Genomic DNA, 15,131 nt, shown 5'->3' on the forward strand with positions numbered 1-15,131 from the left:
TCTGCTCTCGTCGGTCGTGGGTTCAGAGTGCCGCTTCGATCTTCTTCGCCGCGTCCTCGTCGACCCAGGCGTGCCAGACCTCGGGGTGCTCCTTGAGGAACTCGCGCGCCAGGCGCGCTGCATCGATCCTGTCCTTGGCCATCCGCGCCAGGTCGCTGTTCAGCAGCTCCGCCGGCAGGTTGACCTTCTCCAGCACCGCCACCAGCTCCGGCGCCTGGTCGTGGAAGGTCCGCGACAGGCCGACCTGGATCCTGATGCGCTTGTCGACGCCGGGCCTTTCCTCCAGGCGCACCAGGTCGGCACGGCCCATCAGCGGCGTCGGCGACCAGTAGTAGAACAGGATAGGCTCGCCGCGCCGATAGCTCGACAGCACCGCCGCGTCCAGTGCCGGGCCGGTGCCCGGACGGAAATTGGTGAACGTCTCCTCCAGGCCGTAGCTTTTCAGCATCTCGCTGTTCTCCAGCTCGCAGGTCCAGCCGGCCGGGCAATTGTAGAAGCGCCCCTTGCCCGGTTCTTCCGGGTCGCGGAAGACCTCGGCGTACTGCGCCAGGTCGGCGATAGAGCGCAGCTTCGGCGCCTTCGCCTCGAGCTTGCGCTGCGGGTCGCCCTCGATCACGTAGCGCGGCACGTACCAGCCCTCCACCGCGCCGACGATGGGTTCGCCGACGCCGACCACCTTGCCGGCCGCGGCGGCCTTGTTCCAGGCGTCGCTGCGGCCGATCCACTCCTCGGCGAAGACCTGGATGTCATTGGTGCTCAGCGCCTGCTCCATGGTGATCGAGTTGCCCGGCAGGCTGTCGGTGGTACAGCCGTAGCCCTTGGCCAGGACGAACTGCATCAGCTCGGTGAGCAGGGTCCCGCTCTCCCAGTTCAGCCCGGCGAACTTCACCGCCTTGCCGGACTCGCACCAGCCTTCCGCCTGGGCGCCCGCCGCGGCGGCGAGCAGGCCGAGGGCACAGATAACACTCAACATCGACTTCTTGTATCGCATGGTTCGACGCTCCAGATGCACGATTGGGAAAGGCAGTTGGAAAACCTGCGGGCCGCGCCCGGGGGAACGGCCTCGATCATTGTTATTGGCCGGCGGCTCAGGCCGCCGTCGGTTCCGTCACAGCCCTCCCTGGGCCTGAAGCACGCCATGCGCGGCATCGCCCTTCGGCCTGACCCAGCGCCGGTAGGCGATCACCAGCAAGGCGATCCAGATAGCCCCGACCCACAGGGCCGGGCGGGTGTCCGGGAAATAGCCGAGCACCACGAAGATGAACAGCATGAAGACGATCGCCGCCGCCGGCGCGAATGGCCACAGCGGCACCGGGAACTTCAGCGCGGCGACCTGGCGCGGCCCCATGCGCCGGCGCATGCCGACCTGGGCCAGGAGGATCATCAGCCAGACCCACACGGTGGCGAAGGTGGCGATGGAAGCGATCAGCAGGAATACGCTCTGCGGGATCAGGTAGTTCAGCGCCACGCCGAGCAGCAGGGCCACCGCCATCAGCAGCACGGTCATCCACGGCACGCCGTGCCGCGACACCCGCGAGAAGCCGACCGGCGCCTGGCCCTGGCGAGCCATGCCGTAGAGCATGCGACCGGCGCCGAAGATGTCGCTGTTGATCGCCGAGATCGCCGCGGTGATCACTACGACATTGAGGATCGCCGCGGCCGACTCGATCCCCAGGCCGTCGAAGATCTGCACGAAGGGACTGCCGTTGCTGCCGATCTGCTGCCAGGGGAAGATCGCCATCAGCACGAACAGGGTCAGCACGTAGAACAGCAGGATGCGCAGCGGCACCGCATTGATCGCCCGCGGGATCACCCGCTGCGGGTCCTGTGCCTCGCCGGCGGTGATGCCGATGATCTCGATGCCGCCGAAGGCGAACACCACCACCGACAGCGAGGCGACCAGCCCGGCCCAGCCGTTGGGCAGGAAGCCGCCGTGCTGCCACAGGTTGTGCACGCCGGTGGCGGACGTCGCCGCGCCGTCCAGGCTGAAGCCGAAGAACATGATGCCGAGCCCGGCGAGGATCATCGCGACGATGGCGCCGACCTTGACCAGCGACAGCCAGAACTCCAGCTCGCCGAAGACCTTGACATGGCAGAGGTTCAGCCCGCCGATGAACAGCACGATGGACAGTACCCAGATCCAGCGCGGCACGTCGGGAAACCAGAACCCCATGTAGATGCCGAACGCGGTGACATCGGCGAGGCAGACGATGATCATCTCGAAAGCGTAGGTCCAGCCGGTGACGAACCCGGCCAGGGGGCCGAGATAGCTGCTGGCGTAATGGCCGAACGAGCCGGACACCGGCTCGTGCACCGCCATCTCGCCGAGCGCGCGCATCACCATGTACACCGCCGCGCCGGCGACCAGGTAGGCCAGCAGCACCGCCGGCCCGGCCATCTGGATGGCCGATGCGGAACCGTAGAACAGGCCGGTGCCGATCGCCGACCCCAGTGCCATGAAACGAATATGACGGGCGTTCAGCCCGCGCCGAAGCCCCGTGTCGTGCGTCATCCCTCGGCTCTCCTGTTGTTGTTCTTGCTGGAGCGCCCCGGCCGAGCGGCCGGGGGCGGGTATCAAAGGCTCGGCAACAGCCGGGCCGGCAGCAGCGCGTTCAGGCAACCGCTGGCGAGCAACTGGCTGGCGGCCTCGATGTCAGGGGCGAAGAAGCGATCCTCCTGGTAGTACGGCACCTTGTCGCGCAGCAGGCGGCGAGCCTGCTCCAGCTTCGGCGAACTCTTCAGGCCCTCACGGAAGTCCAGGCCCTGGCAGGCGCCCAGCCATTCCACGGCGAGAATCCCGCGGACGTTCTCGGCCATCGCCCAGAGCCGTTTGCCGGCGTTCGGCGCCATCGACACGTGGTCTTCCTGGTTGGCCGAGGTCGGCAGGCTGTCGACGCTGGCCGGATGGGCCAGGGCCTTGTTGTCGCTGGCCAGCGCGGCGGCGGTGACCTGGGCGATCATGAAGCCGGAGTTGACCCCGCCGTTGGCCACCAGGAACGGCGGCAACTGCGACATGTGCATGTCCATCATCAGCGAGATGCGCCGTTCCGACAGCGAACCGATCTCGGCCAGCGCCAGGGCCAGGTTGTCGGCGGCCATCGCCACCGGTTCGGCGTGGAAGTTGCCGCCGGAGATCACGTCGCCCTCGGCGGCGAATACCAGCGGGTTGTCGGACACCGCGTTGGCTTCGTTCTCCAGCACCTCGGCGGCCTGGCGCATCTGGGTCAGGCAGGCGCCCATCACCTGCGGCTGGCAACGCAGCGAATAGGGGTCCTGGACCTTGTCGCACTTCTCATGGGAACGCGCCACCTCGCTGCTGGCGGTGAGCAGGTCGCGATAGGCCGCGGCCACGTCGATCTGCCCACGCTGGCCGCGCGCGGCGTGGATGCGCGCATCGAACGGCGCCCGCGAACCGAGCATGGCCTCGACGCTGAGCCCGCCGCAGACGGTGGCGGCGGCGAACAGGTCCTCGGCCTCGAACAACCCGCGCAGCGCGTAGGCGGTGGACACCTGGGTACCATTGAGCAGGGCCAGGCCTTCCTTCGCCGCCAGGGTCAGCGGCTCCAGCCCGGCCACCGCCAGCGCCTCGGCGGCCGGCAGCCACTCACCGCGATGGCGCGCCCGGCTTTCGCCGATCAGCACCAGCGACATGTGCGCCAGCGGCGCCAGGTCGCCGGAGGCGCCCACCGAGCCTTTCAGCGGGATGTGCGGATAGACCTCGGCGTTGATCAGCGCGATCAGCGCGTCGATCACCTTGCGGCGGATGCCGGAGAACCCGCGAGCCAGGCTGTTCACCTTGAGCAGCATGACCAGCCGCACCATGGCGTCGTCCAGCGCCTCGCCGACGCCGGCGGCATGGGACAGGACGATGGAGCGCTGGAGCTTCTCCAGGTCGGCCGGGGAGATCCGCGTCGAGGCCAGCAGGCCGAAGCCGGTGTTGATGCCGTAGGCGGTGCGACCCTCGGCGATGATGTTCTCGACACAGGCGACGCTGGCGGCGATCGGCGCGTCGGCGCTGGGATCCAGGCTCAGGCGCACGGGGGCCAGGTAGGCTTGGCGCAGGTCGGCCAGGGTCAGCTGGCCGGGTTTCAGATGCAGGCTCATCGAAGGCTCCTTGTTCGGTTCGGCGGGCTCGGCAGCGCCGTCCGCCGGCGGCGTTTCATGGGATTGAAGGCGGCCGCGCCGCCCTGGAAATTCGTCTCAGGCCCCGTGCGCGGGACGTTCGAAGGCGCCGGGATCGGCCGGCAGGATCATTCGCGCCGGGGCCTGGCGCGTGGCCTTGCGCCGCGCCACCAGGTAGTAGAGGACCGCCGGCACCAGCAAGCCGATGATCCAGGAGATATCCACGCCGCCAAGGTGCTCGACCATCGGTCCGGTGTACAGCGTGGTCGCCAGGAACGGCATCTGCACCAGCACGCCGAGGGTATAGACGGCGATTCCCGGCAGGTTCCAGCGACCGTAGCGGCCGTCGGGGTCGGCCAGCGCGGGCACGTCATAGCGCTCGCGGGTGATGAAGTAGTAGTCGACCAGGTTCACCGCGCTCCACGGGGTGAAGAAGGTCAGCAGGAACAGGATGAAGGACTTGAACGCAGCGAGGAACGAGTGCTGGCCGAGCAGCGCGATGAGCGTCGAGGCGCCGACGATCGCGAGGACGAAGAACAGGCGTTGCAGGCGGGTGATCTCCAGTTGACCGCGTACGCTGCTGATGATGGTCGCGATGCACATGAAGCTGCCGTAGGAGTTCAGCGTGGAAATGGTCACCTTGCCGAAGGCGATGCTGAAGTAGAGCAGCGCGGCGACGGTCCCGCTGCTGCCCAGGCCGACAATGTAGGCCACCTCGCGGCCGGCGAACTGACCGTTGGCCAGGGCTGCGGAGAACACCCCGAGGACCATCGAGGCCTGGGCGCCGAGCACCGAGCCGAGGCCGACGGCGAGGAAGGTCTTCCACGACGAGGTGGACGCCGGCAGGTAGCGTGAATAGTCGGCCACGTAGGGGCCGAAGGCGATCTGCCAGGACGCCGCCAGGGACACCGCGAGGAGGAACGAGGCCCAGCTGAAGTGGCGGATGGCGAGCAGATCGCCGATGTCGCTGAGCAGCATCAGGCGGCTGAACAGGTAGACGAAGGCGATGATGCCGAGGACGCTGGCGATCCGCCCGATGATGTGGATGACGCGATAGCCGAGCACCGTCACCAGGACGATGAAGGCGGCGAAGATGAAGATCCCGGCGCTGTCGCTGAGCCCGGTGAGCTGGCCGATGGCCTGGCCGGAAAGCACCGTGCCGGTGGCGGTGAAGCCCAGGTACATCAGGCACACCAGGGCGATCGGGATGCAGGCGCCGTAGACGCCGAACTGCACCCGGCTGGAAATCATCTGCGGCAGCCCCAGGCGCGGCCCCTGCGCGGCGTGCAGGGCCATCACCGCACCGCCGAGGAGCTGGCCGATGAGCAGGCCGACCAGCGACCAGAACACGTCGCCGCCGAGGACCACGGCGAGGGCGCCGGTGACGATGGCGGTGATTTGTAGATTAGCCCCCAGCCAGAGGGTGAACTGGCTGTAGAGGCGACCGTGACGCTCGTTCGCCGGGATGTAGTCGATCGAGCGCCGTTCGATCAGTGGCTTGCTGTCGCTGCCCTGGGTCATGCTGCTGTACTCCGCTGCGGCTCGCGCGCCGCCATTCTTGTTGTGGCCTGGTCGGGACAGTGGGCGGCCGCCCCCACGCCCCGCCGGCGTGGAGGCGGTTTCCGAGGTCAGCGCTGGGCGGTGATCATCGGCAGGTTCAGGCCCTGCTCCTTCGCGCAATCGATGGCGACCTGGTAGCCGGCGTCGGCGTGCCGCATCACCCCGGTCCCCGGGTCGTTGGTCAGCACGCGGGCGATGCGTTCGGCGGCCTCGTCGCTACCGTCGCAGACGATCACCATCCCGGAGTGCTGGGAGAAGCCCATGCCCACGCCGCCGCCGTGGTGCAGCGAGACCCAGGTGGCGCCGCTGGCGGTATTCAGCAGGGCGTTCAGCAGCGGCCAGTCGGACACCGCGTCGGAGCCGTCCTGCATGGCCTCGGTCTCGCGGTTGGGGCTGGCCACCGAGCCGGAGTCGAGGTGGTCGCGGCCGATGACGATCGGCGCGGACAGCTCGCCGCTGCGCACCATCTCGTTGAAGGCCAGGCCGAGCTTGGCGCGCAGCCCCAGGCCAACCCAGCAGATGCGCGCCGGCAGGCCCTGGAAGCTGATGCGCTCGCGGGCCATGTCCAGCCAACGGTGCAGGTGGGCATCGTCGGGGATCAGTTGCTTGACCTTGGCGTCGGTCTTGTAGATGTCCTGCGGGTCGCCCGACAGCGCGGCCCAGCGGAACGGACCGATGCCGCGACAGAACAGCGGGCGGATGTAGGCCGGGACGAAGCCGGGGAAATCGAAGGCATTGGCCACCCCCTCTTCCTTGGCCATCTGGCGGATGTTGTTGCCATAGTCGAAGGTCGGCACGCCCTGCTGCTGGAACGCCAGCATGGCCCGCACGTGTACCGCCATGGACTGCTTGGCGGCCTTGACCACGGCGGCCGGGTCGGTCTGCGCGCGGTCGCGGTACTCTTCCCAGCTCCAGCCGGCCGGCAGGTAGCCGTTGAGCGGATCATGGGCGCTGGTCTGGTCGGTGACCATGTCCGGGCGTACGCCGCGGCGAACCAGTTCCGGAAGGATCTCGGCGGCATTGCCCAGCAGGGCGATGGAGATGGCCTTGCCTTCGGCGGTGTAGCGCTGGATCCGCGCCAGGGCGTCGTCCAGGTCCTTGGCCTGCTCGTCGACGTAGCGACTGCGCAGGCGGAAGTCGATGCGGCTCTGCTGGCACTCGATGTTCAGCGAACAGGCGCCGGCCAGGGTCGCCGCCAGCGGCTGGGCGCCGCCCATGCCGCCAAGGCCGGCGGTAAGCACCCAGCGGCCCTTGAGGTTGCCGTCGTAATGCTGGCGGCCAGCCTCGACGAAGGTTTCGTAGGTGCCCTGGACGATGCCCTGGCTGCCGATGTAGATCCACGAACCGGCGGTCATCTGGCCATACATCGCCAGGCCCTTGGCGTCCAGTTCGTTGAAGTGTTCCCAGGTCGCCCAGTGCGGCACCAGGTTGGAGTTGGCGATCAGCACCCGCGGCGCGTTGGCGTGGGTCTTGAACACGCCGACCGGCTTGCCGGACTGTACCAGCAGGGTCTCGTCGTCGTTCAGTTGCTTGAGGGTCTCGACGATCCTGTCGTAGCACTCCCAGTTGCGCGCGGCGCGGCCGATGCCGCCGTAAACCACCAGTTCCCTGGGGTTCTCCGCGACCTCCGGGTCGAGGTTGTTCATCAGCATGCGCAACGGCGCTTCGGTCAGCCAGCTCTTGGCGGTCAGCGTAGTGCCGCGCGGGGCGCGGATTTCAATATCGCGGAATTTGCTCGGGGTGGTCACGGCAGGCTCCTGGGCGTGGCGTTCAACGGGCGGCGCCCCGCGAGGGTGCGCCTGAATTCGGGGACGAAGCAGAGGTCGGGCTGGGTCTACCGAACACATCTATGCTTGTACATACAAGTATAAGCAAAGGAAGGGCCAATTCTGCCGTCACGCCCTCCGGCGATATCTGCACACCCCCGTGAATCTCATTCAACACGTTGATTTTTCTGGAGTTAAGAATTAGCGAAGGTAGCCTCTCCCCCGGGAGAAGGAGCCTGCCGGAACGGCCCTGGATGCACGTGGTCGAAGCGTGCGCGCACCGGTTTGGGGCCTTCGGTAACACCGTTCAGCGCAATTGCGGGTAACCCCAGCCCTGCGCCTGACGCTCGTAGTCGAGGAGAATCCGGTAATGCTCCTCGCCGGCCGGGAGGAAGCTTTTCAGCGCCAGTGTCGCGGCCAGGTGCGGGCACTCGATCAGCGTCAGGTTCAGCGCTTCGAACAGTTCGCGGCGTTGCGCCGCACTCCAGTGCAGCGAGGTGATCAGCGGCAAGGCCGGGCTCGGCGCGCTGCGCCCGAGCACGCGCAGGCCGGCCAGGCGCTCCGGTGCGTGGCGTTGCAGGTAGCCGAAGGTCACTGCATCCACCGAGGTCAGCTCGACCTCACCCGCCGCCACCATCGCCAGGCTGCGCAGGTGGCCGCCGCTGATGCGCACTTCGGCGAAGAACGCCGAGTCTCGCCCCAGCGGCGCCAGCGCATGGCGCAGCAGGTTCATGCCGCTGTTGGAGTCGCGGTCGTTGAGCGCCAGGCAGGTATTGCGGAAGTCGCCGAGGCGCTGGCGCGCCTGTCCTTCGGCGGCGACGAACAGACTGCAATGCTCGCCGGGAGCGCAATCGGGCAAGTCGTAGCTGGGCACCGCGAGCACCGCCACCTGGCCGCGCAACTGGGTCATCAGCGGATAGCCGCAGGTCTGCGCGAACAGCAGGTTAGGCTGTCGCCACTGCACCGCCAGATCGGCGGCGGCCGGCGCGTAACGGCGCACGCCCAGGCGCCGGCAGACCTCGCCGATGAAGGTTGCGCCGGCCTGCCTGACGCAGTCCGGCTCGACATACATGTCCAGCGCCGCCACCACCGGGGTATCGATCATGCTCTCGTCCGCCTGCCTTCAATGCTCGGGATGCACCGGCGCATCCACCGGCCGCCAACCGTGGCGCCGCCATAGACGACCATAGCCGGGCAGGTGGAAATCGCCACTGCGTCGCCGGTAGGCACGGCGGCTTGCGTTATACACGCGCGGCAGCAGGTACCAGGGCAGGCCCGGCAGATCGTGGTGGACCAGATGCAGGTTGTTGTTGAGGAACAGCAGCCGCCACGGCCACCCCGCCTCGACCAGCACGCTGCGCTGCGCCGGCTCGCGGGCCGGACGGTGCTCGTAGAAAGAGCGCAGCATGCTCAGGCCGAGGGCCGGATAGGCCACCGCCGGCAGGTACAACCAGGGCGGGATGCCCGCCCAGCGCCAAAGCCCGGCCAGCAACCCGCCCAGCAGCACGGCATGCAGGCCCCACAGGCGCCAGGCGGCGCCCTCTCCCTGGCGCAACCGCGAACCCTCCAGGCGCGCCATCGCCGCCAGGGCCAGCAGCGGGCCGAGGGTGGCGCGACCGAGCAGGGTCTTGTCCAGGCAGAGCCAGCGCCGCCGCCAGGAGCCCAGGCGCGGCCATTCGGACAGACTGACGTAACGACTCTCGGGGTCCAGCCCCGGGTAGGTCAGTTGCTCGTCGCGGTGGTGCCGCAAGTGGCTGTCACGGTACAGCGGATAGGGATACCAGACGGCCAGCGGCAGGTAGCCGAGCACGGCGTTGAACCTCGGCCAGCGGGTCGGGTGGCCATGGATCAGCTCATGCTGCAACGACATGTAGAGGGAGGCGAACGGCACCAGCCCCGCCAGCACCGGCCAGCCCCAATGCCGATACTGGCTGGCGAGCAGTGCCCAACCGCCGTACAGGCAGGCGACCAGCAGCCAGGTCGGCCATTCGCTGCGCGCCTGGAAGGTATCCTGGAGCCGCCGCACCAGGGTGCGCTGACGCCCGCTCAGGTAGTGCGCCATGAAGGCTGGCGAGGCTTACTTCAGGGAGGTATCGAGGCGCGCGGCGACTTCGGCCGGCACCCAGTGGCTCCAGATTTCGCGATGCTGGCGAAGGAACTGCGCACGCACCTCGCCGACCTCGCGATGATTCTGCGCCATGTCGGCGAGCAGCTCGTTGAACAGCGGCAAGGGGATCTCGACCTTGCGGAACAGCTCGACCAACGCCGGCGCCTTGTCATGGAAATCGCGGGAAACGCCAATGGTGATCTTCGCCGGCAACGAGCGGGAACCGATGGGGTCGGGGTTCTTCGGATCGGACAGGGTGGCCCAGGCCTTCTCGCTGAACGGCGGCTCTTCCAGTTGCACCAGCTTGAAACGGCCCATCAACGGAGTCGGCGACCAATAGTAGAAAAGCACCGGCTCACCGCGCCGGAAGGCCGCACTGATCGCCGCATCCAGCGCCGGGCCGGTGCCGGTGCGGAAGTTCGTGTAGCTGTCCTGCAACCTGTAGGCCTTGAGCTTCTGGCTGTTGACGATCTCGCAGGTCCAACCGGTCGGGCAGTTGTAGAAACGCCCCTTGGCGGGCTCCTCGGGATCGCGGAACAGCGCCTTGTAGCGCGGCAGGTCGGCGACCGACCTCAACTCCGGCGCCTTCGCCTCGATGCCTCGTTGCGGGTCGCCCTTGACCAGGTACTCCGGCACCCACCAGCCCTCGGTGGCGCCCTTCACCGTCTCGCCGACGGAGAACACCTCGCCCGCCTCCTCCGCCGCGCGCCACACCGGGCTACGCCCGGCCCATTGCTCCCCGGTGACCTGGATATCGTTCTGGCGCAGGGCGTTTTCCATGGTCACGGTATTGCCCGGCAGCGCGTCGGTCTCGCAGCCGTAGCCTTTTTCCAGTACGTAGCGCAACAGGTCGGTGGTGAACATGCCGCTTTCCCAGTTCAGCCCGGCGAACACCACTTTGCCCGGGTACGGGCATTCCGCCGCGACGGCGGTCTGGCTGGCGAGGCTGGCGCCCAGGGCGAGGACGGCGAGGATCTGGCGAAGCGGGGGCATGCGGGTCTCCCGGTTGGAGTCGGACGGCATGCAGAACTATATAGGCATTAAAAATATTGGATTAATAACGTTTGGTTCTTTGGATAGACAAAAGCGTCTACCCTTTCGGTGTAGACGCTTTTTCCTGGCGGCGCCGGCAAATCACAGCGAATCGAGTTCCACCGCACAGACCCACGCCGGCTCGTGGGCCGTCAGGCGCCAATGCTGCAAGCCCTGCAGTCCCTCGGCGCACAGGCAGTCGTGGGCAGCCAGTTGCCCGCGAGGTTGCCCTTGCAAGGAAATCGCTACCCCGCCCTGCTGGGCGAACAGCAGCAGCGTGCTCGCCGTGCCGTGCCAGTCCAGCTCGCCCTCGACCCGCAGCCATTGCAGGCGCGCGCGATGGCGCCGGGGCGCATAGATCAGGTTGAAGTCGCGGATAGCTCCATCGAGCAGGGTGCAGTGCACCTCGCTGTCGCCGGAAAAGGCGAAGGCCTGCCGCGCGCGTAGCGGCGCGGATTCCGCACCATCCACCCGCAGGCGCATGCCGCCGCCCTCCAGCACGCTGATGATCCGCTGGTAACCGGCGAAGCGGGAGAAGCCGCCGGACTCGCCGACATCGGCGATCGACAGGCGCCAGCCGAAGCCGTCCAGGCCGTCGCCGCCGTCGCGGGCGATCTCCTCGGTGGAGCCGGCGCCGTTCTTCCACGGCATTCTCGGGTAGTCGACGGCGCGCAGGATGCGGAATTCGCTCATGAGCTGAAGCGTCCTTCCAGACGGTGGCGGGAACCCGGGTGCAGCAGCCGCGCGGCGGTCACCGCGACACGCCCGGACCAGGTGCGGCGGCGGATCAGCAGGCACGGCTCGCCGCGTTCGATCTGCAACAGCTTGCACTCGGCCGGCTCGGCGAGGATCGCCTCGACCACATGCTCGCCCTCGGTGAGCGGCGCCACCTGGGTCAGGTAGGCATAGGGCGTTTGCCGGGTGAAATCCTGCTTGAGGTAGTCCGGCGCCACCGCGGCGTTCACGTAGCGGTCCTCGATCTGCACCGGGATATCGTTCTCGTAGTGCACGATCAGCGAGTGGAACACCCGCTGGCCTTCGCGCACGTCCAGTGCCAGGGCGCGCTCGGGGCCGGCGACCTCCTCACCGAGGGTGATCACCTGGCAACGATGGCGATGCCCGCGGGCCGCGATCTCGTCGGCGATATTGTGCACCTCGAACAGTGCCGACTGGCCCTTGGGCTCGGCGACGAAGGTACCGACCCCCTGCATGCGCACCAGCAGGCCGTCGCTGGTCAGTTCGCGCAGGGCGCGATTGATGGTCATGCGACTGAAGCCGAGCTGGCTGACCAGTTCGCTCTCGGAGGGCACCCGGTGGTGCGGCGGCCAGGCGCCCGACTGGATCTGGCTGACGATCATCTGCTTGACCCGCGCGTAGAGCGGCGCCGGTACCTCGCCGAGTTGCGAGGCCAGCGGGGAACGATCGGAAGAAGAGGACGTCACGGAGAGACTCCTTGTCGAGGCGTCGATGAAGTGAGTTTACGCACCGCTTAATCGTCTGTATATGTATATACAAATAAAACAGACTGCGTGTGAGCTGATTATGTCCGCAATTTTCGCTGAACGTGCGTTGCTGCCGGAAGGCTGGGCGCGAAATGTCCGTTTCGAGATTTCCGCGGACGGAGTTCTCGCCGAGATTCGTCCCGACGCCAACGCCGACGGCGCCGAACGCCTCGGCGGCGCCGTGCTGCCGGGGATGCCCAACCTCCATTCGCACGCGTTCCAGCGCGCCATGGCCGGGCTCGCCGAAGTCGCCGGCAATCCCAACGACAGTTTCTGGACCTGGCGCGAGCTGATGTACCGGATGGTCGCTCGGCTGTCGCCGGAACAGATCGAGGTCATCGCCCGCCAGCTCTATATCGAGATGCTCAAGGCCGGCTACACGGCGGTGGCGGAATTCCACTACGTCCATCACGACCTCGACGGCCGCTCCTACGCCGACCCCGCCGAACTTTCCCTGCGCATCTCCCGCGCCGCCAGCGCCGCCGGCATCGGCCTGACCCTGCTTCCCGTGCTTTACAGCCACGCAGGCTTCGGCGGCCAGCCGGCCAGCGAGGGCCAGCGGCGCTTCATCAATGGCAGCGAGGCCTACCTGGAACTGCTCCAGCGCCTGCGCGCGCCGCTGGACGCGGCAGGCCACTCCCTGGGCCTGTGCTTCCACTCCCTGCGCGCGGTGACTCCGCAGCAGATCGCCACGGTCCTCGCCGCCGGCCACGGCGACCTGCCGGTCCACATCCATATCGCCGAACAGCAGAAGGAAGTCGACGACTGCCTGGCCTGGAGCGGACGCCGGCCGTTGCAATGGCTGTACGAGAACGTCGCGGTCGACCAGCGCTGGTGCCTGGTCCATGCGACCCACGCCGACCCCGCCGAGGTGGCGGCGATGGCGCGTAGCGGCGCGGTGGCCGGCCTGTGCCTGAGCACCGAGGCCAACCTCGGCGACGGCATCTTCCCGGCGACGGACTTCCTCGCCCAGGGCGGGCGCCTGGGCATCGGCTCGGACAGCCACGTCTCGCTCAGCGTGGTCGAGGAACTCCGCTGGCTGGAATACGGCCAGCGCCTGCGCGACCGGAAACGCAACCGGCTGTACCGCGACGACCAGCCGATGATCGGCCGCACGCTCTACGACGCTGCGCTGGCTGGCGGCGCCCAGGCCCTTGGGCAGCCGATCGGTAGCCTCGCCGTGGGCCGTCGCGCCGACCTGCTGGTGCTCGACGGCAACGACCCCTACCTGGCCAGCGCCGAGGGCGACGCCCTGCTCAACCGCTGGCTGTTCGCCGGCGGCGACCGCCAGGTGCGCGACGTGATGGTGGCCGGCAGATGGGTGGTGCGCGACGGCCGGCATGCCGGGGAAGAACGCAGCGCCCGGGCATTCGTCCAGGTGCTGGGAGAACTGCTCGACTGACCCTGCGCAGCGGCGGACAACCGCGTTGCGCTTATCCGCCCGACTCGTTCGAGCCGTCGGGCGCTAAACGCCGATACTTCCCACGCCAGCCGCCAGGCGTGAACGGCGCTGGAAAGAAAAAACGCCCCGGCGGGGCGTTCCTTCACTGGCTCCGCTTCAACTGGCCGTCGGGTACCCGCCAGATCAGCTCGTCCACCGCGTAACCGCGGCTGCGCGCTTCTTCCAGCAGACGCTCGCGGGTCTGCTGCGAAACCTGCGGGGTACGCGACAGCAGCCACAGGTATTCACGGTTCGGATTGCCCACCAGCGCGGTGCGGTAGTCGTCGTCCACCGCCAGCACCCAATAGTCGCCGCGCGCCACGTTGGGGAAGAGATTGGCGAACCAGTTGTCGAAGCGCACCCACAACTTGTCGGTGCGTCCCGGCTGCTGGGCGACCGCCCGCCCCTCCACCTGCTCCCACTCGCCATCCAGGGTCAGGCAGCGATTGATCACCTGGATGCTCTGGTCTTCCTGCAAGCGGTAATGCGCCTCCGATTGCGCGCAGTTGCGCTGGAAGAACATCGGCAAGCGCGCCAGTTCGTACCAGGTGCCCTGGTAGCGCTGGAGGTCGACCTGCTCGGTGGCCGGCGGATTCTTCGGCGAGCCCGCGCAACCGACCAGCAGCAAGCCCAGCCACAGGGTGCAGAGCACCCGGATCGGCAGACCGATCACTTGAGCCCCTGGCCGGAGAAGAGCAGCGCCTTGTCGGCCGCGTACTGCACGCTGATGAAAGCCTTCTCGTCGCCCCAGGTGCAACTGGACATGCCCAGCGCGCCGGAGCACTCGGTGGGCTTGCCGAGGATCGCCTCGACCTCGGCCTTGCTCATGCCGGCCTTGAGCTTGGAATAGTTTTCCTGGTTGATCTTGCTGCAGGCGGCCAGGACGACGCAGAAAGCGACCACGGCCAGGGTACGGAACGACGCCATGAGGAACTCCTTGTTCGGGGAAGCGCTGCCCTACAGCTTGGCACACGCGGGGGAAATCCGGAGCCTTGGAGTCAGAAACGCGAACCGGGTTCCCTGAGGAACGCCGTCTCCTCCTCGCTGGAGGGGCGGCCGAGAATGGCGTTGCGATGGGGAAAGCGACCGAAGCGGGCGACTACCGCATGATGCCGCTCGGCATAGTCGTAGAAATCGTCGAAGGGCTTGCGCACGCTGCCACCGACCTGATCGCGCAGGTCGCGGAAGCAGGCTACCGCCCGCTCCTGGCTGGGCAGGTCCTCGGCGTGCTCCAGGACCAGGTAGGCGAACACCCGGCGCACCGGCGGCAACTGGCGGTCGAAGCCTTTCTCCAGGCCCTCGCGCACCACCCGTTGCGCCCGGGCGTCGCCGGCGTAGGCGCGCGGCGTGTCGCGGTAGATCATCCGCGGCAACTGGTCGAGCAACAGGATCAGCGCCAGCCAGCCATCGGCCTCGGCCGTCCACTCCTGCAAGCCGCCGTCCAGCGCCTGGTTCACCAGGTCGCCGAAACGGCCGCCGGCATCGGCGTCCTGGCAGACGTTCTTGCCGAACCACAGGCCGTTGCGCTGGGCAACCACCTCGGCGGCATCGCTGGAGGTGCCGAACCACCAGTCGAGCAAGGTCTCCCAGGGCGCGCTCAT

General features: G+C 67.8%; 14 protein-coding genes. 1 reads left to right on the forward strand and 13 read right to left on the reverse strand.

Translation table 11 applies throughout. The annotated features are described in order from the left end of the window. Positions 1-22: 22 nt before the first annotated feature. From LT948_RS09030 to hutC, 10 genes are all read right to left on the reverse strand, one after another. Positions 23-991, reverse strand: a complete 969-nt coding sequence (locus tag LT948_RS09030) for an ABC transporter substrate-binding protein (RefSeq protein WP_033956330.1) — start codon at positions 989-991, stop codon at positions 23-25. Positions 992-1,108: 117 nt separating this feature from the next. Next, a complete protein-coding gene (locus LT948_RS09035) occupies positions 1,109-2,512 on the reverse strand; it encodes an amino acid permease (protein WP_015503788.1) in 1,404 nt (467 codons plus the stop codon). 62 nt (positions 2,513-2,574) lie between these two features. Next, positions 2,575-4,104 (reverse strand): histidine ammonia-lyase, encoded by a 1,530-nt coding sequence (hutH, locus tag LT948_RS09040; protein ID WP_033995326.1) that lies wholly within the window; start codon positions 4,102-4,104, stop codon positions 2,575-2,577. Positions 4,105-4,200: 96 nt separating this feature from the next. Beyond that, positions 4,201-5,643 carry a purine-cytosine permease family protein gene (locus LT948_RS09045; RefSeq protein WP_023085825.1) on the reverse strand — a complete coding sequence of 481 codons (1,443 nt, stop codon included), beginning with the start codon at positions 5,641-5,643 and terminating at the stop codon, positions 4,201-4,203. Positions 5,644-5,750: 107 nt separating this feature from the next. After that, on the reverse strand, positions 5,751-7,430 hold the full coding sequence (hutU, locus tag LT948_RS09050) for a urocanate hydratase (protein WP_003095958.1): 1,680 nt from the start codon (positions 7,428-7,430) through the stop codon (positions 5,751-5,753). 325 nt (positions 7,431-7,755) lie between these two features. Then, positions 7,756-8,553 carry a phosphate/phosphite/phosphonate ABC transporter substrate-binding protein gene (locus LT948_RS09055; RefSeq protein ID WP_218816313.1) on the reverse strand — a complete coding sequence of 266 codons (798 nt, stop codon included), beginning with the start codon at positions 8,551-8,553 and terminating at the stop codon, positions 7,756-7,758. An 18-nt stretch (positions 8,554-8,571) separates the two neighbouring features. Further along, positions 8,572-9,510 (reverse strand): fatty acid desaturase, encoded by a 939-nt coding sequence (locus tag LT948_RS09060; RefSeq protein ID WP_023096252.1) that lies wholly within the window; start codon positions 9,508-9,510, stop codon positions 8,572-8,574. 15 nt (positions 9,511-9,525) lie between these two features. Next, on the reverse strand, positions 9,526-10,548 hold the full coding sequence (locus LT948_RS09065) for an ABC transporter substrate-binding protein (RefSeq protein WP_003101766.1): 1,023 nt from the start codon (positions 10,546-10,548) through the stop codon (positions 9,526-9,528). A gap of 141 nt (positions 10,549-10,689) precedes the next feature. After that, positions 10,690-11,280 carry a HutD/Ves family protein gene (locus LT948_RS09070; protein ID WP_003095969.1) on the reverse strand — a complete coding sequence of 197 codons (591 nt, stop codon included), beginning with the start codon at positions 11,278-11,280 and terminating at the stop codon, positions 10,690-10,692. Next, positions 11,277-12,029: a histidine utilization repressor gene (hutC, locus tag LT948_RS09075; RefSeq protein WP_003095970.1), complete on the reverse strand. Its 753-nt coding sequence runs from the start codon at positions 12,027-12,029 to the stop codon at positions 11,277-11,279. Before hutC ends, LT948_RS09070 begins: the two co-directional genes overlap by 4 nt. A 100-nt stretch (positions 12,030-12,129) precedes the next feature. On the opposite strand from hutC, the gene LT948_RS09080 reads away from it, so the two are divergent. Then, entirely contained in the window at positions 12,130-13,491 is a 1,362-nt protein-coding gene (locus LT948_RS09080) for a formimidoylglutamate deiminase (RefSeq protein ID WP_023094932.1), read from the forward strand. 142 nt (positions 13,492-13,633) lie between these two features. Here LT948_RS09080 and LT948_RS09085 read toward each other — a convergent pair whose 3' ends face one another. The 3 genes from LT948_RS09085 to LT948_RS09095 form a co-directional block, all read right to left on the reverse strand. Continuing rightward, a complete protein-coding gene (locus LT948_RS09085; protein ID WP_003110174.1) occupies positions 13,634-14,203 on the reverse strand; it encodes a lipocalin family protein in 570 nt (189 codons plus the stop codon). Further along, positions 14,200-14,457 (reverse strand): outer membrane protein assembly factor BamE domain-containing protein, encoded by a 258-nt coding sequence (gene bamE / locus LT948_RS09090; protein ID WP_003095983.1) that lies wholly within the window; start codon positions 14,455-14,457, stop codon positions 14,200-14,202. Before bamE ends, LT948_RS09085 begins: the two co-directional genes overlap by 4 nt. Before the next feature lie 71 nt (positions 14,458-14,528). Continuing rightward, the gene (locus LT948_RS09095) at positions 14,529-15,131 is read right to left on the reverse strand and encodes a DUF924 family protein (RefSeq protein ID WP_003101790.1); all 603 of its coding nucleotides are present in this window, start codon (positions 15,129-15,131) and stop codon (positions 14,529-14,531) included.

Origin of the sequence: Pseudomonas sp. CP-1, from assembly GCF_021213715.1 — a bacterium.
Taxonomy (GTDB): domain Bacteria; phylum Pseudomonadota; class Gammaproteobacteria; order Pseudomonadales; family Pseudomonadaceae; genus Pseudomonas; species Pseudomonas aeruginosa.

Bases quoted from the DNA above. Each gene is read 5' to 3' on its own strand.
- LT948_RS09065 (WP_003101766.1), bottom strand. From the start codon at position 10,548: ATGCCCCCGCTTCGCCAGATCCTCGCCGTCCTCGCCCTGGGCGCCAGC.
- LT948_RS09030 (WP_033956330.1), bottom strand. From the start codon at position 991: ATGCGATACAAGAAGTCGATGTTGAGTGTTATCTGTGCCCTCGGCCTG.
- bamE (WP_003095983.1), bottom strand. From the start codon at position 14,457: ATGGCGTCGTTCCGTACCCTGGCCGTGGTCGCTTTCTGCGTCGTCCTG.
- LT948_RS09070 (WP_003095969.1), bottom strand. From the start codon at position 11,280: ATGAGCGAATTCCGCATCCTGCGCGCCGTCGACTACCCGAGAATGCCG.
- LT948_RS09035 (WP_015503788.1), bottom strand. From the start codon at position 2,512: ATGACGCACGACACGGGGCTTCGGCGCGGGCTGAACGCCCGTCATATT.
- LT948_RS09080 (WP_023094932.1), top strand. From the start codon at position 12,130: ATGTCCGCAATTTTCGCTGAACGTGCGTTGCTGCCGGAAGGCTGGGCG.
- LT948_RS09055 (WP_218816313.1), bottom strand. From the start codon at position 8,553: ATGATCGATACCCCGGTGGTGGCGGCGCTGGACATGTATGTCGAGCCG.
- LT948_RS09095 (WP_003101790.1), bottom strand. From the start codon at position 15,131: ATGAGCGCGCCCTGGGAGACCTTGCTCGACTGGTGGTTCGGCACCTCC.
- LT948_RS09060 (WP_023096252.1), bottom strand. From the start codon at position 9,510: ATGGCGCACTACCTGAGCGGGCGTCAGCGCACCCTGGTGCGGCGGCTC.
- LT948_RS09045 (WP_023085825.1), bottom strand. From the start codon at position 5,643: ATGACCCAGGGCAGCGACAGCAAGCCACTGATCGAACGGCGCTCGATC.
- hutH (WP_033995326.1), bottom strand. From the start codon at position 4,104: ATGAGCCTGCATCTGAAACCCGGCCAGCTGACCCTGGCCGACCTGCGC.